The sequence below is a fragment of the Fibrobacter sp. UWB3 genome, assembly GCF_002210405.1.
In the GTDB taxonomy this organism is placed as follows: domain Bacteria; phylum Fibrobacterota; class Fibrobacteria; order Fibrobacterales; family Fibrobacteraceae; genus Fibrobacter.
The window spans coordinates 538,890-558,035 of record NZ_MWQJ01000001.1 but is presented as its reverse complement, the minus strand read 5'-3'; the positions used below and the strand labels follow the sequence as shown (position 1 = coordinate 558,035).

Below are 19,146 nucleotides of genomic sequence, written 5' to 3'. Positions count from 1 at the left end.
CTATTCCAGATACGTGTACCCGTAAAGTCCGGAACGATAGATGTTCAAGAATTCCTTGCCTTCTTGAAGCGTAATCTTTCCTTCCTTCACAGAGCGCGTGACCCAGTTTTCCATGTTGCGGACAAGAGCCTTGTCGCTGAAGTTCACGTAGTCGAGCACGTCTTCCACGGATTCACCGTCAATCACTTTGTCAATATCGTAGCCGCCCTTGTCGTTGCAGACAATATGCACAGCGTTCGTATCGCCAAAGAGGTTGTGGAGGTCACCGAGGATTTCCTGGTATGCACCGACGAGGTAAACCGCGATAAAGTACGGTTCGTCCTTCTTGATCGGGTGGAGAGGAATGGTGCGTGCCACTTCGCCACCGCGAACGAACATGTCAATCTTGCCATCGCTATCGCAAGTCACGTCCTGAATCGTCGTCTCAATCGTCGGCTCTTCGTCCAAACGCTGGATCGGCATAATCGGGAACACCTGATCCACGCCCCAGCTGTCCGGGAGGCTCTGGAAAAGGCTGAAGTTGCAGAAGTACTTTTCGGCAAGCAAGCGTGGAAGTTCGCTCAATTCATAAGGCGGATGGCGCAAGTCTCGTGCGAGCAAGTCCACCTTGCGGGCGATGCTCCAGAACAAACGTTCGCTCATAGCGCGCGTCTGCAAATCCACGTCGCCCATCTTGAAACCGCTCAAGGTGTCGTCGTTAATCTGCATGGCATCGTGCCAGCTTTCGAGCAAGTTCTTCGGAGAAAGGCTCTTGTAAATGCCGTACAAGTCTTTCAACGCTTCCGGAGCGTCATCGCTGATTTCATGAACGCTTTCGTCAAAGAATGCCTGGCCAGCCGTTTCGAGCACGTTGAACACCAAGATGGAATGGTGAGCCGAAAGTGCACGGCCCGATTCCGCAATGATATTCGGGTGAGGAACATCGGCGTTTTCGCATGCTTCGAACATCGCGTACACAACGTCGTTTGCGTATTCCTGGATGGAATAGTTCACGGAGCTTGCGTTAGAACTGCGCGTGCCATCGTAATCGACGCCCAAGCCGCCGCCCACGTCCACGAATTCAAGGCCCATGCCCATCTTTCTAATTTGAACGTAGAACTGCGACACTTCGCGGAGTCCATTCTTGATATGGCGAATGTTCGTAATCTGGCTACCCAAGTGGAAGTGGATGAGCTTCATGCAGTCTTCCATCTTCTCTTCTTTGATGTAGTCGAGAGCTTCCAAAAGTTCAGAACTGTTCAGACCGAACTTGCTGTGGTATCCGCCGGATTCTTCCCACTTGCCGCTACCGGAGCTTGCAAGCTTGATGCGAATACCGATGTTCGGGCGCACGCCGATTCGACGAGACAAGTCAACAACCAAGTGAAGCTCGTTCATCTTTTCGACGACAATGAAAATCTTCTTGCCCATCTTCTGTGCGAGGAGAGCAAGCTCGATAAAGTCTTCGTCCTTGTAGCCGTTGCAGATAATCAACGCGTCCGGATTTTCCATGTTCGCAAGCACCGCGTGGAGTTCCGGCTTGGAACCTGCCTCGAGGCCGATGTTGAACTTGGAACCGTGACTCACCACTTCTTCCAAGACTGCACGCTGCTGGTTCACCTTGATCGGGAAGATGCTGTAATGGCCACCCTTGTAGCCATATTCAGTCGTCGCCTTCGTGAAGCACTCGTGAATCTTTTCGATGCGGCTGTCCAGAATATCCGGGAAGCGCAACAACACAGGAGTCGAAACATCGCGCAAGGAAAGTTCCTGCACGAGCTCGTAAAGGTCGATGCTCGGACCGCCGTTCTTGATTGGCGAAACCGTCGCATGACCCTTGTCGTTAATGTCAAAGTAACTTACGCCCCAGCCCTTTACATTGTAAAGATCTCGGGAATCGTCAATGCGCCATTTTTTCATTGCCTAGTCCACAAGTACCGGGTTGAAATCTTCGTTCCACGGGAGACCGTACTTCGTGAGGGCTTCCATGAACGGATCCGGATCGAACTCTTCGACCGTATGCACACCCGGCTTGTTCCACTTGCCCGTGAGCACCATCATGGCACCGCACATGGCTGGAACGCCAGTCGTGTAGGCGATAGCCTGGCTGCCGAGTTCCTTGTAGCATTCCTGGTGGTCGCAAACATTGTACAGATAGTAAGTCTTCGGCTTGCCATCCTTAGTACCCTTGAAAATGCAACCGATGTTCGTCTTGCCCACCGTGCGAGGACCGAGGCTTGCCGGGTCCGGGAGGAGAGCCTTGAGAAACTGGATAGGAACAATGTCCTGACCCTGGAACTTGATCGGCTGCGTGCTGAGCATGCCCACGTCTTCGAGGCAACGCATGTGGTCGAGGTAGCTCTGGCCAAACGTCATGAAGAAGCGGATGCGCTTGATTCCCGGAATGTTCTGGGCGAGAGATTCAATTTCTTCGTGGTGGAGGAGGTACATGTCCTTCTTGCCGACCTGTGCGAAGTTGTATTCACGCTTGATGCTCATGGCCGGGATTTCAACCCAATGGCCCTTGCCGTTCTCGTCCGTGTCCCAGTAGCTGCCCGGAGCAGAAACTTCGCGGAGGTTGATTTCCGGGTTGAAGTTCGTTGCGAACTTGTAGCCGTGATCGCCGCCATTGCAGTCGAGAATGTCGATTTCTTCAATCGTATCGAACTGGTGCTTCAAGGCGTAGGCGCAGTATGCCTGAGAAACACCCGGGTCAAAGCCGGAACCCAACAATGCCGTGAGACCAGCCTTTTCAAACTTTTCTTTGTAAGCCCACTGCCAGCTGTAATCGAAGTAGGCGCTAAAACCCTTTTCCTTGCAGCGCTTGTCGTAGACCTTGCGCCATTCCGGATCGTCGATATTTTCCGGCTCGTAGTTAGCCGTATCCATGTAGTTCACGCCACATTCAAGGCATGCATCCATGATGGCCAAGTCCTGGTAGGGGAGAGCGATATTCATCACCAGGTCCGGCTTGTATTGCTTAATGAGAGCAGAGACGTTCTCGGCCTTGTCAGCGTCCACGGCGGCAGTCGTGATGACCGTCTTCGTATTCGGGCGGAGTTCCTGAGCCAACTTCTCGCAATTTTCGCGATGACGGCTGGCGATGCAGATTTCGCTAAAAACTTCGCTGCAGGTGCAGCACTTCTTGATAGCAACTGTGGCAACGGCGCCACAACCGATAATCAATGCTCTTGCCATTTTTTGTTTGTTCCTCATTTGTTGAGAGTTAATCCATCGGGATGGCGATCCCGGTAGAGAATGTTACTATGGAAAATGTAGTAAAAGACGAGTGCTGCATCTCGTCATTCTGAGGGCAAAGCCCGAAGAATCCAGTCAAGTTTCATGAATGCGCTTCGATTGCGTCATGGGGGCTTTAGCCCAATCCAGTCAAGTTTCAAAAACGCGCATCGACAGCGTCATTCTGGAGCGACTGTAAGGAGCGATAGAATCCAGTAAAGTCTTGCCATTGGGGCGTTCCCTTGCCCACGGGCAAGGTCGGGCTATATTCTAGGGGCAACCGCCTTCGCTACGCTCGCCGCTCACCTCCTAGAACGGAGCCTTGCTTGTGCAAGTCTCCGCCACACCGTGGTCACTATCCCTAACGCAATTTATCTGTATAAAACAACTACAAATATTCAAATTTGTAGTCGTTTCTTTAAAAACTTTTCAATCAAATTCGGAATATCTAAACATTTTCCGTATTTCGTTGAAATTTTACCATAGATGAACTAAATAAAAATCCACGGCTTTATCACCGTGGACATTTTCAAATGGACTGTTTAGCGTTGCGCTCTACGCTTTTGGATTTCGTCTAGCGGAACGCCCGAAATGCTAGAGATGTCTTCATCAGTTAATTTGCCATTGGCAAACATGGCATCGATCCAGTCACGATCACGTTGAGCAATCTTTTCCGCCATTTCTTCTTCTTCGACTTCGGCAATGGACTTGTATCCATAAACTTCGCTGCATTTCTTGAAATCCATTTTGAACTGCTCCTTGGCTTCGCCCTTGAACCATTTACGCAAATATATAAAAGTTTGAGACAACAATTCTTCTGCCTCTTCGCGGGGGAGTGACTTGAGACCCGCCATGGCTGGCTTCAGATATTTTTTTAGTTTTTCTCCGTTAAAAACGTACTTCAAAGCAACTAGTGCAAGTGCGATCTTAGGCGAAATCATCGAGATTTCAAAGTCTTCGAAAATTTCACTCACATCAACGACTTCCATTAGGAACGGCAGTCCAATCTTGTGATAGTATTCTGGATAATTCGGGTACATCACCTCTTTTTCTATGCGGAATGGGTCTTTCCCATTGTACAAAACGATTGCAACAGTCGGAATATTTTTCTGATTGCGAAACATAATCTGGAACCAGTATTTGACCAACTGCGGGATAATTCCTGTTTCTGGATAACTCTTGTGTTCTTCAATAATCCCGATGAGGAGTTCGGCTTGCTTGGGTTCGTCGCTTTCTAGTTTCACGGTAAATGCCAGGTCGCCATCGCCATGAGTTGCGGTATCGCAGAACGCTTCAGAAATCTCTTGCTATGTGTCAAGGTTCACTGTCGCAAGAAATTGGGCGAGATTGCTGTTTTTTCGAGACGCAAGGCGAAGAAGTTCTGCTGTTCGAGCGGGGTCCTTCAGCACCGAGCGAACATAAGAGTCATGAGAGAATTTTTGAGTCATAGAATAGCCTCCTGATAAGTTTAGAGGCTCTAATCTACAACGGCGAATTTCAAAAAAGTGAAACTTTGCAAATTTTGCAATCAACCGTTTGCAAAAACGTTCATTTTGTCAACTATAGGTGGCGCGCCCTTTCCGAAAAATTGTGATCCCCACTACTCCCATTCCTAACAAAAAATGGTATTTTAAAAAGACTTCTCGTTCACCTCCAACGATTAAGGAATTTGGCTATGCTTCAGAAATTGTGGAACAAATGCAAAAAATGCGGCTGCGATAAAGCCGCAGATTCTGAAAAATTTTGCGAATCTTGTAGCGAAAAACGTCGCGAATTTTGGAGCGATATCAAGAAAATTGTGGGTGTAGGCGGTGCCGCCTTTTTAGTGCTTATCGCCGGTGGCAAAATGACGAAAAAATCCTAAATTCATTCTTCGGAATATGAATAAGTACGCGTTTTTCTTGCTTTGCGCTTCTGCTGCTTTTGCTCAAACAGCGGATACGGTCTCGTTTGTCAACTTCGAAAATCGCGAAGTTGGCGTTTACGGCAATGCAGAGGCTAAGGAAGATTTCAAGCGCAACACCACGGATAAAAGCTGGTGGTATGCGATGGACAAGAACAACGGCGAAAATTCCAAGATTGTCTATGACGGTGAGGCGCATGGCAATGTGTTGCAACTCAAGTACCCCAAGGGCTGCGTTGGTCCGAATGACAATGATACTCCCGCGTGTGCGGCACAAATCATCCAGCCACTTGTGAAAACTGCCGATACGATGTGGAGTGCGTACGATATTTTCTTCGAGGATGGTTTTGAATTCCAGTTGGGCGGCAAGCTTCCGGGGCTTTGTGGCGGCAAGTGCTATACGGGGAACGCGATGCCTGAAACAGGCGACGGCTGGAGTGCGCGAATCATGTGGCGCAAGGGCGGAAATGCAGTTCAGCTGATTTACTTCATGGGGCAACATTCTGAATACGGCGATGATTTTAAGTGGGATTTCGGCGGTAAAAATCCGCAGGCGCAATTTACCGTGGGCAAGTGGCACCGCATTGTAAATAAAGTCTCAATGAACTCCGTGTCGGCCCCCGGAAAAGGCGACAAGAACGGTCGCGTGCAGGCGTGGCTTGATGGCGAGCTTGTGCTGGATGTCGATACGCTCAGGCTACGCGATTACGATACTTTGCATGTGGACAAGTTTTATCTTTCCACGTTCCATGGCGGGAGTAGTGCTGAATGGGCTCCGACACACGATAATTTTATCCGATTTGACAATTTTACGGTTTCTACGGATTCTATCGCTGTGTCGCTTGACAAAGCGGGCGGTGTTGGCTTGAATAAACGTTTATGGCGAGAAAATCGTCGCGCCGTCTCAAAGCCTGTTGATATCTATCGCGTTAATGGTTCGCGAGTTGGTCGTGGCCTACACACTGAATCCAAAACGCAGCCGATCAAGAACGGCAGACTCGTAAAAGTAGTGCAATAAAAAACACCGGATTTCTCCGGTGTCTTTACGAATGTAATGAGAACAAACTGCGTGGCGTCTTGTTGCAACAAGACGCGCTTCTTGTCGCGACTCTCGACTTTTAGTAGTTTTCTTCATGTACTTCGAAGTAGGCTTGCGGGTGAGCGCAGACGGGGCAGACTTCCGGAGCCTTTGTGCCGACCACGATATGTCCGCAGTTGCGGCATTCCCAAACCTTGACTTCGCTCTTTTCGAAGACCTTGGCGGTTTCCACGTTCTTGAGGAGGGCGCGGTAGCGTTCTTCGTGCATCTTTTCGATGGCGGCGACCATGCGGAACTTCTTGGCGAGAGCGGTGAAGCCTTCTTCTTCGGCGGTTTTCGCGAAGCCTTCGTACATGTCGGTCCATTCGTAGTTTTCGCCTTCGGCGGCAGCCTTCAGGTTCTGGGCGGTGTCGCCGATGCCTTCGAGTTCCTTGAACCAAAGCTTGGCGTGTTCCTTTTCGTTGTCAGCGGTTTTTTGGAACAATGCAGCGATCTGTTCAAAACCGTCCTTTTTGGCGCGGCTTGCAAAGTAGGTGTACTTGTTGCGGGCTTGGGATTCGCCTGCGAAAGCTGCTTCCAAATTCTTTTCGGTTTGGGTACCAGCGTATTTATTTGCCATAATAAACTTCCTCGTTGATAGGTTTACTTTAATATACACTCATTTTGTTGCGGTGTGGAAACTTTTGTGACACATTTTTGTAATAAGTTGGAGTAAGCTGTTTGGGTTTAATGATACGTTGTGTATCTTTTAGATTTTAAAATTGAAAAATATTTATAAAAATCATTAAAAATTTGCAATTTTCTTTAATTTTGTATCATTTTTAATATTGCGTGCAGTTCGCTAGAAACTTAAATTTATACATGTAAGAACGAATGTTATAACCAATGACTATTGACTAATAACTAAAGACTGCTTATGAAACCGATAACAGAATATAAGGATTACCGCCTGTACATGCAGGACTTTTACGAAGAGCGTAAAAGGACGAGCGCATTTTCGTGGCGTGAGTTTTCCAAGCTGGCGGGGTTCAAGTCGCCGGTTTACCTAAAGCTTGTTTGCGAAGGCAAGAGCAGCTTGAGTTTCGTCAAGATGGAACAGGTCGCACATGCGATGGGGCTTGCGGGGCACGAGTTTGCTTACTTCACACAAATGGTCAAGTTCGGCAATGCAACGAAGGACTCTGTGAAAAAAGAGGCGCTTCTTGAAATGCAGAAGATTGCTCGCGAGCATCAAGTGCGCGTTGTCGATGCGGAATCTTTTGAATTCTATGAATCGTGGAAAAATCCGACGATTCGCGAACTCGCTCCGATGATGCCCGGAAAGCGCCCGCTCGAAGTGGCGAAAACTTGCCATCAGGTGATTTCGGCAGAACAGGTGCGTGACTCGCTTGCGTTCCTCGTGCAGACGGGTTTCCTCAAGCGCGAGGCGGAACATACTTATGTGCAGACGGAAAAGACTGTCATCGGCACAAAAGAGTCGCTTCCCATTGCGGTTCGCGGCATGCACAAAGAAATGGCATCGCTTGCGAGAACGGCTATCGACAAGTTCCCGATTGAAGAACGTCATTTCACGGGTGCAACACTTGGGCTTTGCGAAGAGGCTTATGCCCGCATTTCGCAGGAGTTGGACGCGTTTGTACGCAAGGTGGCAAACATTGCTGCCGAATATGAAAACATCAACCAAGTTTATCGACTGAATCTTCAGTTGTTTCCTTTAACAAAAAAGGTCGAGGAGGAGTCTCATGAATAACGTAATTAAATTTACCATGGTGGCGAGTGTTCTCGCTTTAATGGGCTGTACTGACAACAATGTCAGTGGAGCTGCGATTGAGGATAATGCTGTTGCTCAAAACAGCAGTTCGTCGAAAGCAAACGGCAGTAGCAATTCGATGAATGGACCTTCTCAGATTGTCTTTTCCACCAAGGCAACAGAGGTGCTGAATGTTGACAATGCCGATATTTCTGTCTATGGCGAAGAAAACGGCGCTGAAGCGGGTTGCACGGCTGATGGAAAATCTTTTGAGGCAAAACTCAAGGTAAATGATGGACTTGTTGAAAATTCCATAGAAGTGAAAAACTTTGGAAGCTCTTGTGATAGCGTGCTTGCGGAATTTGTCGCTTCGTGCGAATCCATGGTGTTTATTTACAATGGAAACAATAAAACGGAATCCTGTGATGAAAATGGCAATGTGACGGCCTATTGTTTTGATGATAGAGCCGTTGGTATGACAATATGCACGAATAATGTTCCTGGTACTTGCTCGACTAAACCTACAGAAGCGTTCGTCGATTTCAATGAACTCTTTAAGGATTTCTCGAAGTTCTCGGGGAATGTGTGCAACGCTATTTCCAAAGGTGCAAGCTCAACGACGGGGCGTTTTACAACTCCGTCTTCGACATCTCGCGATATGTCTAGTTCCAGTACAGGGGATAAGCCGACGAGTAGTTTCGTTGATCCCAATATTAAATGCTTGGAAGAAACAGGGAAAAAGTGCAATGAATTGGAGATGAAGCCCGTGGATCCGCGTCAGGAATTACCGTCTTATTCCGCCATTGGTGTAGATACGAATTCTAATCGTTCTTTTGTCATCAAGCCAAATGTTGATGCTTTGAATGTGTCTGATGCGGAACGTTCAATTTTGGATAGCCTTGCAAGAGCTTATCCTCAAAAGACAAAGACTGATGCTATTGATGGCATGACGCTTTTTTTAAGTTATGTTGCGGAATATCCTTTTACAACCGAACAGGAAGAATACTATGTCCGTGGTGATGGTTCGGAACGCAGCGAGATAGATGTATATCGCGAAGAAAAAGGTGTAAAAAGCTCTATGGTTCTTCCGCTAGATGTATATTATGGTGGTCAGGGCTATATTTCTGTAACGACTCTTCAAGTTTCTGAATCCTCTATACTTTATTTGGTGCGAGCTACGCTTGGTTCTTATGCAAGTCTGCTTATAGACACTTTCAGAACGGAATGTGAAGCTACCAGTGGTTCCTTCTATGAATATGGTCCGGCATTTATGGCTGATGTGGCTGTTGCGTGTGCCGTCAAGAATTTCTCGGGCATAACATTTGACGGAATTTTGGGTCAACAGAAAAACTTGTTCAGGAATGCGTTTGCAACTTTTGTGCAGCCCGTTGTAGACTGATAACTTGCAATTTTTCTATAAATAATTCTAGATTGTTCTTCGTACAGTACGGAGAACTTTTTTTATGGCTATTTATAACAACATTCTCGAAACGATTGGCAATACGCCGCTGGTGCGCATCAACAAGCTCAACAAGGGCGATGCCGAAGTCTATGTGAAACTCGAAATGTTCAACCCGCTCGGTAGCGCAAAAGACCGCGTGGCGCTGAACATGATTGAACGTGCCGAACAAGAAGGCAAGCTCAAGCCGGGTGCGCTCATTATTGAACCGACGAGCGGTAACACGGGTGTGGGCCTTGCTTACGTAGGTGCAGTGAAGGGCTACAAGGTGGTGCTCACGATGCCGGATTCCATGAGCATGGAACGCCGCATGCTGTTGAAATCGCTCGGTGCCGAAGTCGTGCTGACCGAAGGTGCTAAGGGCATGGCTGGCTGCATTGCAAAGGCAAACGAAATCGCAGCCGCTAATCCGGGTAGCTTCATTCCGCAGCAGTTCGACAATCCTGCAAATCCTGAAGCGCATTACCGCACGACCGGTCCAGAAATTTGGCGCGATACGGATGGCAAGGTGGACGTGTTTATCGCGACTGCAGGCACGGGCGGAACCGTTTCTGGCACGGCAAAGTTCCTCAAGGAAAAGAATCCGAACATTTATGTAATTGCGATTGAACCGGACGATTCTCCGATGATTTCGAAGGGTTATGCAGGGCCGCACAAGATTCAGGGAATTGGAGCAAACTTTGTCCCCAAGAATTACGATCCGAAGGTGATTGACGAAGTGTATCTCACAAGCACCGAGAAGGCGGGGAACGCCGCACGCGCTGCCGCTGCTGAAGAAGGAATTTTCGTTGGGATTTCGTCGGGTGCAGCTCTCGAATGTGCGCTTACGGTCGCGAAGCGCCCGGAATTCAAGGGCAAGCGCATTGTCGCTGTGCTCCCGGATACTGGCGAACGTTACCTCAGCACTTGGCTCTGGAACACGTAATCGCCACTGCGCGAGACATTAAAAAGGAAAATGCCGACTCCCGTGAGCCGGCATTTCTATTAAGTGAGGAATTCATTAAAAAGTTTATTTAGAAAGCATTTTGCCGTTAAGCGTTGCTATCCAGTGCTTATTTCTAGCCTTGGACGGAATCTCGATATTGGTCGTTCCCGCCTTGATCTGGGTCTTGTACAAAACAGCACCGTTCAAATCGACTAGAGCAAACTTGCCGCCCATATCCGTGTGGATTTCGAGGTAGTTGCCAATGACCACGAAGAAGTTTGTCGGGGACAGTCTGCTGAGATCGTCATAGCGGATGCCCATCGGAATGGAATCTTTGTCCTTGCCGTCGTTCTGCCAATCGGGTTCATGGATTGACGGATCTACAGGAGCCATCGCAATGGGGGAGGCCGGTTCCTTGAATCCAAGCTGTTCGTCCATCCACTGCATTCTTTCTTTCATCTTCTTGCGGAGATGTTCAAATTCTCCATCCCACGTGGTTGCGTTGTAGCCACCCATAGGCATGCCAAAGCCACCGCCACTGCTGCTATTGCAGTATTTCATTGGCTGCGGGTCCGCATCGTTCTGGCCGCTTGATTTGCCCAAGTTCGGCCAGCGCTTGAAGTTTCTGTCAGCTGCGTTCTTGAGGTACGTCTTCATGGAATCGAGATAGAGATCCAAAGTCTTGGTGTGCCAAACGCCACTACGGAGTTCTGCCCAGCGTTTCTTCAATTCACTTTGGTAGTGACTGTCCTTCCACATGCCAAGGAGCCAGTTTGGGGCCTTGAGGGAGCTACCCATGCCCCACATGCCGCCATTGCCTGACTTTTGGCTGTTTTCGATTTGCCAGCCGCTTGTGCCGGAACTTCCGAAGCCGTTTCCGCCACCACCGAAACCACCACCGAAGCCGCCGCCCCACATGCCACCGCCGTTATTGCCTCCGCCATTTTCGGGCTGGCTGCCATTACTCATGGCGAGGTTAAAGTCCCAAGCCGGGCCAAGTGTTACCTTGCCTTCCGTCTTGACTCCGTTCTTGTCGGTTTTGTCCTTTGGCTTGTGCAAGAAGAAACTGCACCAGTAGGAGTCCGCGTTGTTCGTCACTTCTTCGTGCAAGACATAGTCCAGAGCCGATGTCATATCCACGTAGTTTTCATAGCCTTGACCGTTCTTGCCGTTCTTGAACAAGCCTTCAAGATCGTTCAGGTATTTTTTCAGGTAATCTTCCTGTTGCTTTTGGATGTTTTCCTTTTTGGGGTAGTGCAAAATGACGTTTAAACCGTCAGAAGTGTTAAAGCCTTCCTTTTCGATGGGGCCACTGCCTGCGCCACCGGTGTTGGTGCCCGTTTTGTCAAAAGCCCAAATGTAGCCGCCGGTCACGTCTTCGCCGCTAACGTCAGTTTCTTTGAGCTTGCTTACGTTCACGCGATACTTGCCGCGTTTGATTTTTTCAATAAGCACGTACACGCCGCGGTAAACGCCGTTGATGTACAAGTCAAAATGCTTAGTGCGTGGGCTGTAGTGGCCTGCTTGTCTAAAGAGCCAGTGGGCGAGAGCGTTTCGCATCATGCTCTTGTCTACATAAGGACCATGGAAAACCCAGTCGTCTGCAGGCGGGAGCCCGAACAGGCTGACGTCAAGACCTTCACCTTTTTCGTCACGGACTTCTACGCCATAGCCTGGCTTCGGAAACAAGGCGGAAGATTGCCCTCTTACCTTGATGCCAATGTCATAAAGCGTACCTTTGGCACTGTCTGCAACGGAATTTGTTTTCCCGTCGAGCACGCGCATTGTTGCAGGAATTTTTTCGGTGACATTTTTGTCAAGGCATTCGCCTTTGGTGTCAACGAAAACAATCGGTAAGTCGTACGTTTGCGCAAGGGACATCCCTGCCGCAAAGCAACACGATAATAGGGCTTTTTTTAGCATAATGTATCCACACTCCTTATCCATCTCTTCTAAAAATAAATGCACCCTTGTTGAAAGGGTGCGTTTATTTCTGTTTACACGTTGTTTGCGTTTACAACTTTACAACGGCTAATTTCGCGCGTTTTGTGCAAATTATGCTTTGATGCGCAAGCGAGCGTATTCGTAAAGGCCGAGCGAAAGAGCAACGGATGCATTATATGAATGGGCTTCGGGTTTCATCGGGATGCGGAGTACGGCATCGCACTGCTTCTTGATGAACGGGGGGAGGCCAACGTCTTCACCACCGACGGCGAGCACCACGTGGTCTGCAAAGTCGAAACCGGCGAGGTTTGTTTCTGTGTCGGCGTCGAGCCCGAGAATCTGGTAGCCGGCCATCTTGAGTTCGCCGATGGCGCCTTCAAGGTTGTCCGGACGGCAGATGCGGAGTTTTTCGAGTGCGCCTGCGGAAGTGCGGGCGACGCTCGGGGTAATGCCGCACATGCCCTTTGCGGGGAGGAGCAAAATATCGACGCCCAAGGCGAGTGAACTACGGATGCAAGCTCCGAGGTTACGCGGGTCTTCGATGTTTGTGGCAACGGCGATGAGCTTCTTTTCGCCCGTGTCACGGGCTTTGAAGAATTCTTCGCGGACGTCCATCCAGTTCAGGAGTTCCTTCTCGTTCATGAGGGCGACGACGCCGTGGTTCGGGCGGGCGTAGCTGTCGAGAATCTTGGAATCGACCTGCTGCACGTGCACATGGGCGCGCTTGGCGAGCTTCTGGAGTTCATAGAGCTTCGGGTTGCCGGACTTGTGCATGAAGAGCACGCGGTGGACCTGGAGCGGGTTCTTGTTCAAAAGTTCTTCAACTTCCTTAATGCCACCGACGGCAACCTGCGGGGCTGCATCGGCATCACCGACTGCAGGCACGAAGTTTTCCTGGTTAGCGCGGCTTTTGTCAAATTCGCGGCGTTCGCCAAAATTGCGCTCGCCTTCAAAGCGCTTCGGGCGGTCGCCAAAGCTCGGACGGTCACTGTCGAAACGGCTCGGGCGGTTTGCAAAGTTGTCGCGGTCGCGACGGAGGTGCGCCTGGCTACCAATGCCACCACGGCGTTCCTGTGAAAATTCGCGGCGTTCTGGGGTGCGTTCGGGTTCGTCCGGATGTTCGCGGTTGAACTTCGCCTCATCGAATGTGGGGCGTGCTGTGCGGCCAAAGTGGCGCTTGCGATCGTTATCAAAACCGCGACGGCTGTCGTCATTATTGAAACTCATTTTCTGGATTCTCCATGAAAAGGTTTAAATTGTCATGCCCGCCGCTGAGCGGGCATCTCCATTAAAAATTTAGAATTCCACGCTAGTACTTTTCTCGGCAGGCAATCACCGTGTGCATTTTCACATCGGTTTCTTTCTGCTCTAGCGGTTCCTTGGAAAGTTGCGCCGGAGTCATAATCCCTGCCTTAAATGCGTTAGGGTATTTGGCGAGGAACCTGTCGTAGTATCCCTTGCCGTGTCCTTGTCTGCTCCCATCCCAGTTGAACTTTACGCCCGGGACCAGGAACACAGGAATGTCGCCTTCAAACTTCTCGATGCCTTCGCGGGGCTCCATGATTCCATAGTGCCCCTTGACCAGGTCCTTCTTGAGGTTTGCAATCTTGTAGAAGAGCATGATGCCGTCCCCCTCGCACTTCGGGAGCAAAAGGCGTCCTTCGGTGGCGAGTTCCTCAAGAATCGGCATGATGTTCGGCTCGCCCTTGAGCGGGTAAAAAGCCGCGATGTTCCTTGCATCGTGGTAGCCCGGAATGTCGTGGATTTCTTGCCACGGTTCCTTGATGATGTCATCGCCCTTTTTCATGCGACGCATCTTCAAGATCATCTCAACGATGGGGCTGCTGCCAAAAATCAGCAACACTAAGATTACAATAACGATGGACGCGGCCATTTAAAAACCTTTATTTTGAGGCTCTATTCTTCGTCGCCTATGCGTTTTGCCGTCGGCAACTTGTCTCGTAGAATTTCGTTCCATAGGCACTGCTGCCAGTGCATCAAGTGCGCTTCTTCGTATCGCTTTTCCCATGGGATGTTCCCTGGCGCGGCAAGCCAAATTAGCTGCGACTTGTTTGCGAGGAGTGCGGCGTCAATTTTCAGCTCTTCGGCTTTTTCGTCGCGCCACGTCTTAAGCGCGTTGAGCAAGTCCGAATGCGGAATGACTGGCGGTGGTGGAGCTTTCGGGAGGCGCATCGGCCAATCGCATTCCGGGACGGCCACAGCCGTACGGAGCATGTTCAAAAACGATTCCAGACGGTCGCCTTTGAAATTGCGCGGGAGCTTGGGCAGGTATGTTTCATCGACATCTGGGAAATGCGAATTCTGGGCGTTCACAATCGCAAGCATCAGCTCGGACTGCATCACCTTATAAGGCGGACGGTCGAGTTCTTCGGCCTGCTTTTCGCGCCATTCCCACAAGTGCTTGAGGATGTTTAATGCGCAGGGGCCGTAAATGCTGGAACCCGTAATGCGCCACGGATCTTTTTTCGGGGCGTTCGGAGTCCTTGCGTGTTCGATAAGTGTGTTGCACTGCTCCGTGAGCCAGTTCATGCGACCGGCCTGTTGCAGCTTTTCTGCTAAAATGGCACAAAGTTCGTGAAGGTAGAACGTATCGTGGATGGCGTATTCGCACATGTCCAGCGAAAGTGGTCGAATCGTCCAGTCGGCTCTCTGGTTTTCTTTCTTGAGCTCGTCGCCAAAATATTCCCTGACCAAATCGGCAAGCCCGAGGTGCTGTTCGCCCAGAATCTTTGCGGCAAGCATCGTGTCAAAAATGCTCTTCGGCGAAAAACCGTAAGTCTGCCACAAAAGTCTGAGGTCGTAATCTGCACCGTGGAAAATCAGCGTCTGCATTGCACGTGCCTTGAACAGCGGTGCAAGGTCCAGCCCACAAAGCGGGTCCACAATATAATGGTGGTCGCCAATGGTAATCTGGATAAGACAGAGACGAGCCGTGTAATGGTACATGGAATCCGCCTCGGTGTCGACAGCGGCCATGTCATAGAGATCCAAATCAGCAAGCAAGTTTGCGAGCGATTCTTCACTATCTACCAATATGTATTTCTCGTCTTTAATCATTTGACAAGGAAATGTAATAAAAGAAATCGATAGCGCGCTCCTTTTCCCCCGAATTTACCCCAACACAGCACTTTCCCCGCGCAAGTGTGCTGTAACGCACAGTGAAATTTTCCTAAATTGCACGCCATGAGAAAGATTTCACTTACCGGTATCAAGCCGACGGGTACTCCCCATCTCGGCAACTATGTGGGCGCAATCCGCCCGGCTCTTGAACTTACGAAGACTTACGACACGGTCTATTTCATCGCGGACTATCACGCTTTGACGACTGTGCAGAACGGCGCCGAAATGCGCGCGAACATTTACAAGGTCGCAGCAACCTGGCTCGCTCTCGGCCTTAACCCGGAAGAATCCCTGTTCTACAAGCAGAGCGATATTCCTGAAATCTTTGAACTTAGCTGGGCTCTCAGCTGCTTCACGCCGAAGGGCTTCATGAACCGCGCCCACGCTTACAAGGCTAAGGTCGAAGCCAACACCGCTGCTGGTGTTGATGTGGACTCCAATGTGAACATGGGTCTTTACTGCTACCCGTGCCTTATGGACGCCGACATCCTTATGTTCAGTGCAGACATCGTGCCGGTGGGCAAGGACCAGAAGCAGCACGTCGAATTTGCTCGTGATATTGCCATCAAGTTCAACAAGCACTTTGGCGAAGATGTGTTCACCGTCCCGGAACCGGTTTTCCAGGAATCCACTGGTGTCATCCCGGGTCTCGACGGTCGCAAGATGAGCAAGTCCTACGACAACTACATTGACATCTTCCTCGAACCGAAGGCTCTCAAGAAGCGTCTCGGCAAGATCGTGACGAACTCCCAGGGCATTGAAGAACCGAAGGATCCGGATACTTGCAATGTGTTTAAGTTGTACAAACTCTTTGCAACGCCGGAACAGACCGAAGCTCTCGCAGCACGCTACCGTGCAGGTGGCATGGGCTGGGGACATGCCAAGCAGGAACTCCAGAACGTTCTCGAAGAACATCTCGGTGCCGCTCGCGAAAAGTACTTCTACTTGCTCGACCATACCGACGAAATCGAAAAGATTCTCGCTTATGGTAAGGAACGCGCTCGCGCTAAGGCCAAGGTCATGATGGACAAAGTTCGTCATTTGCTCGGAACTTATTAAAAGACCGTTCCGGCGCTTGTCATGCCCGGCGGAGCCTGTCCTGAGCGAAGTCGAAGGAACCGGGCATCTCCTTTAAAAAACATTTTACAAGGCTCTCGGATTTTCCTCCGGGAGCTTTTGCGTTTTTCAATTGATTTTATTAAATTACAGTCGTGCGAATTCTTTTTTTAGTCCTGTTGCTGATTTTGAACGTCTATGCCGAAGCCAAAGGCTCCGGTGCGGTTCGTTTTAGCGCTAAGACGAAAAAAGCGAAGTCCGCAGTTGTTGTACAAAAGTCGGCTAAATCCGCGGCATCTAGCAAAGCCTCTAGCAGGACTTCTAGTAATGCAAAGTCTCGCAATACAGCATCTCGCAAAGCTTTGAAAAATCCTGAGAATCTCGAAGTTGCGGCTTTGGATTCCGCTGTGCAGTCAGACTCGGCTGACGTTTCCATGAATTTTGCAAATCCCGCCATCTCGGCAACTTCCGTCGCAGACTCCGTAAACAAAAGCGAAGTCGTTCGCGATACCGTTGTCGATACAGTCTATGTTGTCATGCCCGAATCGGCGAAGCCTCAGGAAAAGCCTGAGGTGTACAACATTCCGCTTCCGCACCAGTCTGCGTTTTTGGGCGGCGGCATTTCTGTCGGTGTCGGTGCCGGGCTTTTCAACGCCTCCAAGGATTGCGACTGCCTAGGGGTATGGCAAGGCCAACTAGAATACCACTATAGGGATTACATTTCTGGAGGGCTTGATGTACGCTTCTTTGGCGGAACGCTTGACCAAGATGTGATGCTCATGTATCAGCGCTATCGCTTGAATGTTCGATTCCACAAAGCGTTTTCTGGAGCGGACTTTTATGCATCTACTTTGTTAGGACTGGAAACGACGGACCTTTCCGAGTTCCGTAAGGAACTGCATGATGGTATTCATGGAAACCATGGTGATGATTCGACCAAGGTGGCGAGGAACGCTGACGATTCTTCTTTGGATGAAGAATCTTCTGAGGATTCCTCCGAAAATAAGTCCGAAGAAAAAGATAAGGCGGAAAATAACTGCGAAAAGATGTTTTCGCTTGATGGCTTTACGCTTGGCTTTGAAATAGGCATGGGTGTTGCCGTATCGCGGTATCTTGGTTTCACCGGCAGCGCTAGCTATGAATTCAACTTTTCTTGGGCTCAGCTCGTCTCGTTCAGTCCGGGAATCGCTTTCAATTTGCACGAAGTGTGGCCTTGGGCTCGCAATAACCTCCGTTCGACCTGGATTTCGTTTGAAATGGTCTTCCAGCGCTACTTTAATCGCGGTGTCGGGGAGTGGGCTTTAGCCGGTTTTGTCGGTTTACAGTTTGGAATTTAGCCTAGACCACCCCCTGCGGATTGACAACGCAAGTCTCTTTTTTCTATATTAGGCGCACCGAAATATTCGGAACCCTCCCGGAGCCAATGTCGGTTTCCGGGCGATAGACCAAAGGGACTCATTATGAGACAATACGAAACGATGGTGATCATCGACGCTATGATCTCTGACGACGCTATCAAGGCTGAAGTCGAGACCATCGGCAAGAACATCACCAGCGGCAACGGCGAAATTCTCCGCCGTGACGACTGGGGCAAGCGCAAGCTCGCATACACTATCAACAAGCGCCAGCACGGCTACTATGTCATCTTCTACTACAAGGCAGAAGCTGCAACGGTCGCTGCTATGGAAGCCGCTCTGAAGCTGAACGAAAACGTTCTCCGTTGGATGACCCTCGCTGATTATCCGATGAGCGAAATCGTCTACGATCAGACTCAGACACAGTCCACCGAAGAAATTGTTCCGGTTGACGCAGAAGAAGGGGAGGCTGAATAATGGCTTTTGAAGATAAGAAGCAGGCTACTCGCATCCGCCGCAAGAAGACTTGCTGGTTCACCGAGAACAACGTCAAGTTCATTGACTACAAGGACGAAAAGACTCTTCGTCGCTTTATCTCTGAACGTGGCAAGATCATCCCGCGCCGCATTTCTGGCACTTCCGCTAAGTATCAGCGTATGCTGAACGAAGCTATCAAGCGTGCCCGTCAGATGGCTATTCTCCCGTTCGTTTCGGACAGCATGCGCTAATAGGAGGAACTAGACTATGGAAATTATTCTTAAGGCTAACGTCCCCCACTTGGGCAAGATGCTCGACGTCGTGAAGGTTAAGGATGGTTACGCACGTAACTACCTCTTCCCGCGTAAGCTCGCTGTTCGCGCAACTAAGGAAGCCAAGCTTGAAATCGAAAACAACCGCGCTGCTGTTGAAGCTCAGTTCCAGAAGGAACTCGCTGCTGCTGGTGACGTGGCTGCAAAGCTCGCACAGGTTTCTGTCAACCTCGAACGCCGCGTTGTTGAAGGCGAACGTCTCTACGGTTCTGTGACCGCAGGTGACATCGCTGAAGCAATCACCAAGGCTGGTGTCAAGGTTTCCCGTGCTCAGATCGACCTTGCTGAACCGATCAAGCAGCTCGGTGTCTACACCGTGACTGTCAAGGTCTTCAGCGACGTTGAAGCACAGGTCAAGGTTTGGGTGGTCGCAGAGAAGTAATTCTCTTCAGTTCCACTGAAAATCTTACGGACCGCTCCCAATCGGGGGCGGTTTTTCTGTTGTATTAAGTCTTTGTGGTGACTTTTTACAACGTTTTAACGGTTTGTGTAGTTGAAAAAGCGTAAGCAAAAAAATATATTTTTCAATGGGTTTGATTAATTGGGTAT

The 19,146-nt window shown here is 49.7% G+C and carries 18 protein-coding genes; 10 read left to right on the top strand and 8 right to left on the bottom strand.

Translation table 11 applies throughout. The annotated features are described in order from the left end of the window. The 3 genes from speA to B7991_RS02280 form a co-directional block, all read right to left on the bottom strand. Nucleotides 1-1,899, bottom strand: a complete 1,899-nt coding sequence (gene speA, locus B7991_RS02290; protein ID WP_012820343.1) for a biosynthetic arginine decarboxylase — start codon at nucleotides 1,897-1,899, stop codon at nucleotides 1-3. 3 nt (nucleotides 1,900-1,902) lie between these two features. Further along, complete coding sequence (locus B7991_RS02285) at nucleotides 1,903-3,177, bottom strand: saccharopine dehydrogenase family protein (RefSeq protein WP_074208888.1); 1,275 nt, start codon at nucleotides 3,175-3,177, stop codon at nucleotides 1,903-1,905. A gap of 581 nt (nucleotides 3,178-3,758) precedes the next feature. Continuing rightward, nucleotides 3,759-4,472, bottom strand: coding sequence for an Rpn family recombination-promoting nuclease/putative transposase (locus B7991_RS02280; RefSeq protein ID WP_254917821.1), 714 nt, complete (start codon nucleotides 4,470-4,472; stop codon nucleotides 3,759-3,761). A 419-nt stretch (nucleotides 4,473-4,891) separates the two neighbouring features. Between B7991_RS02280 and B7991_RS02275 the strand changes: the two genes are divergently transcribed. Beyond that, nucleotides 4,892-5,080, top strand: a complete 189-nt coding sequence (locus B7991_RS02275; protein WP_073423223.1) for a hypothetical protein — start codon at nucleotides 4,892-4,894, stop codon at nucleotides 5,078-5,080. Between the two features lie 16 nt (nucleotides 5,081-5,096). Beyond that, nucleotides 5,097-6,137 carry a polysaccharide lyase gene (locus B7991_RS02270; protein ID WP_088629393.1) on the top strand — a complete coding sequence of 347 codons (1,041 nt, stop codon included), beginning with the start codon at nucleotides 5,097-5,099 and terminating at the stop codon, nucleotides 6,135-6,137. A gap of 100 nt (nucleotides 6,138-6,237) precedes the next feature. On the opposite strand, the gene rbr is transcribed toward B7991_RS02270, so the two are convergent. Continuing rightward, nucleotides 6,238-6,777, bottom strand: a complete 540-nt coding sequence (rbr, locus tag B7991_RS02265; RefSeq protein ID WP_085490822.1) for a rubrerythrin — start codon at nucleotides 6,775-6,777, stop codon at nucleotides 6,238-6,240. 297 nt (nucleotides 6,778-7,074) lie between these two features. Here rbr and B7991_RS02260 point away from each other — a divergent pair, with 297 nt between their 5' ends. From B7991_RS02260 to cysK, 3 genes are all read left to right on the top strand, one after another. Beyond that, on the top strand, nucleotides 7,075-7,908 hold the full coding sequence (locus B7991_RS02260) for a TIGR02147 family protein (RefSeq protein WP_088629392.1): 834 nt from the start codon (nucleotides 7,075-7,077) through the stop codon (nucleotides 7,906-7,908). Further along, entirely contained in the window at nucleotides 7,901-9,307 is a 1,407-nt protein-coding gene (locus B7991_RS15055) for a hypothetical protein (protein WP_254917811.1), read from the top strand. Before B7991_RS02260 ends, B7991_RS15055 begins: the two co-directional genes overlap by 8 nt. Nucleotides 9,308-9,371: 64 nt before the next feature. Then, nucleotides 9,372-10,292 carry a cysteine synthase A gene (gene cysK, locus B7991_RS02250; RefSeq protein ID WP_088629391.1) on the top strand — a complete coding sequence of 307 codons (921 nt, stop codon included), beginning with the start codon at nucleotides 9,372-9,374 and terminating at the stop codon, nucleotides 10,290-10,292. An 84-nt stretch (nucleotides 10,293-10,376) separates the two neighbouring features. Here the strand turns inward: cysK and B7991_RS02245 are convergent, their stop codons facing one another. The 4 genes from B7991_RS02245 to B7991_RS02230 all read right to left on the bottom strand — a co-directional run bounded on the left by B7991_RS02245 (nucleotide 10,377) and on the right by B7991_RS02230 (nucleotide 15,290). After that, nucleotides 10,377-12,173 (bottom strand): CotH kinase family protein, encoded by a 1,797-nt coding sequence (locus B7991_RS02245; protein ID WP_088629390.1) that lies wholly within the window; start codon nucleotides 12,171-12,173, stop codon nucleotides 10,377-10,379. Nucleotides 12,174-12,347: 174 nt separating this feature from the next. Further along, nucleotides 12,348-13,463 carry an RNA methyltransferase gene (locus B7991_RS02240; RefSeq protein WP_088629389.1) on the bottom strand — a complete coding sequence of 372 codons (1,116 nt, stop codon included), beginning with the start codon at nucleotides 13,461-13,463 and terminating at the stop codon, nucleotides 12,348-12,350. Nucleotides 13,464-13,545: 82 nt separating this feature from the next. Continuing rightward, on the bottom strand, nucleotides 13,546-14,130 hold the full coding sequence (locus tag B7991_RS02235; protein ID WP_088629388.1) for a 5-formyltetrahydrofolate cyclo-ligase: 585 nt from the start codon (nucleotides 14,128-14,130) through the stop codon (nucleotides 13,546-13,548). Between the two features lie 23 nt (nucleotides 14,131-14,153). Continuing rightward, complete coding sequence (locus B7991_RS02230; protein ID WP_254917810.1) at nucleotides 14,154-15,290, bottom strand: ribonuclease D; 1,137 nt, start codon at nucleotides 15,288-15,290, stop codon at nucleotides 14,154-14,156. 150 nt (nucleotides 15,291-15,440) lie between these two features. On the opposite strand from B7991_RS02230, the gene B7991_RS02225 reads away from it, so the two are divergent. From B7991_RS02225 to rplI, 5 genes are all read left to right on the top strand, one after another. Beyond that, nucleotides 15,441-16,436, top strand: a complete 996-nt coding sequence (locus tag B7991_RS02225) for a tryptophan--tRNA ligase (protein ID WP_073423212.1) — start codon at nucleotides 15,441-15,443, stop codon at nucleotides 16,434-16,436. A 176-nt stretch (nucleotides 16,437-16,612) separates the two neighbouring features. Then, entirely contained in the window at nucleotides 16,613-17,770 is a 1,158-nt protein-coding gene (locus B7991_RS02220) for a hypothetical protein (protein WP_254917809.1), read from the top strand. Nucleotides 17,771-17,893: 123 nt separating this feature from the next. Next, nucleotides 17,894-18,265, top strand: coding sequence for a 30S ribosomal protein S6 (rpsF, locus tag B7991_RS02215; protein WP_073423210.1), 372 nt, complete (start codon nucleotides 17,894-17,896; stop codon nucleotides 18,263-18,265). After that, the gene (gene rpsR / locus B7991_RS02210) at nucleotides 18,265-18,516 is read left to right on the top strand and encodes a 30S ribosomal protein S18 (protein ID WP_012820327.1); all 252 of its coding nucleotides are present in this window, start codon (nucleotides 18,265-18,267) and stop codon (nucleotides 18,514-18,516) included. The genes rpsF and rpsR overlap by 1 nt, the downstream gene beginning before the upstream one ends. A gap of 16 nt (nucleotides 18,517-18,532) precedes the next feature. After that, nucleotides 18,533-18,979 (top strand): 50S ribosomal protein L9, encoded by a 447-nt coding sequence (gene rplI / locus B7991_RS02205; protein ID WP_012820326.1) that lies wholly within the window; start codon nucleotides 18,533-18,535, stop codon nucleotides 18,977-18,979. Nucleotides 18,980-19,146 lie beyond the last annotated feature (167 nt).

What these genes read in the sequence shown, in the direction of transcription:
- speA (WP_012820343.1), bottom strand. Translation starts at nt 1,899, where the DNA reads ATGAAAAAATGGCGCATTGACGATTCCCGAGATCTTTACAATGTAAAG.
- B7991_RS02285 (WP_074208888.1), bottom strand. Translation starts at nt 3,177, where the DNA reads ATGGCAAGAGCATTGATTATCGGTTGTGGCGCCGTTGCCACAGTTGCT.
- B7991_RS02275 (WP_073423223.1), top strand. Translation starts at nt 4,892, where the DNA reads ATGCTTCAGAAATTGTGGAACAAATGCAAAAAATGCGGCTGCGATAAA.
- B7991_RS02270 (WP_088629393.1), top strand. Translation starts at nt 5,097, where the DNA reads ATGAATAAGTACGCGTTTTTCTTGCTTTGCGCTTCTGCTGCTTTTGCT.
- rbr (WP_085490822.1), bottom strand. Translation starts at nt 6,777, where the DNA reads ATGGCAAATAAATACGCTGGTACCCAAACCGAAAAGAATTTGGAAGCA.
- B7991_RS02260 (WP_088629392.1), top strand. Translation starts at nt 7,075, where the DNA reads ATGAAACCGATAACAGAATATAAGGATTACCGCCTGTACATGCAGGAC.
- B7991_RS15055 (WP_254917811.1), top strand. Translation starts at nt 7,901, where the DNA reads ATGAATAACGTAATTAAATTTACCATGGTGGCGAGTGTTCTCGCTTTA.
- cysK (WP_088629391.1), top strand. Translation starts at nt 9,372, where the DNA reads ATGGCTATTTATAACAACATTCTCGAAACGATTGGCAATACGCCGCTG.
- B7991_RS02245 (WP_088629390.1), bottom strand. Translation starts at nt 12,173, where the DNA reads ATGTCCCTTGCGCAAACGTACGACTTACCGATTGTTTTCGTTGACACC.
- B7991_RS02240 (WP_088629389.1), bottom strand. Translation starts at nt 13,463, where the DNA reads ATGAGTTTCAATAATGACGACAGCCGTCGCGGTTTTGATAACGATCGC.
- B7991_RS02235 (WP_088629388.1), bottom strand. Translation starts at nt 14,130, where the DNA reads ATGGCCGCGTCCATCGTTATTGTAATCTTAGTGTTGCTGATTTTTGGC.
- B7991_RS02225 (WP_073423212.1), top strand. Translation starts at nt 15,441, where the DNA reads ATGAGAAAGATTTCACTTACCGGTATCAAGCCGACGGGTACTCCCCAT.
- rpsF (WP_073423210.1), top strand. Translation starts at nt 17,894, where the DNA reads ATGAGACAATACGAAACGATGGTGATCATCGACGCTATGATCTCTGAC.
- rpsR (WP_012820327.1), top strand. Translation starts at nt 18,265, where the DNA reads ATGGCTTTTGAAGATAAGAAGCAGGCTACTCGCATCCGCCGCAAGAAG.
- rplI (WP_012820326.1), top strand. Translation starts at nt 18,533, where the DNA reads ATGGAAATTATTCTTAAGGCTAACGTCCCCCACTTGGGCAAGATGCTC.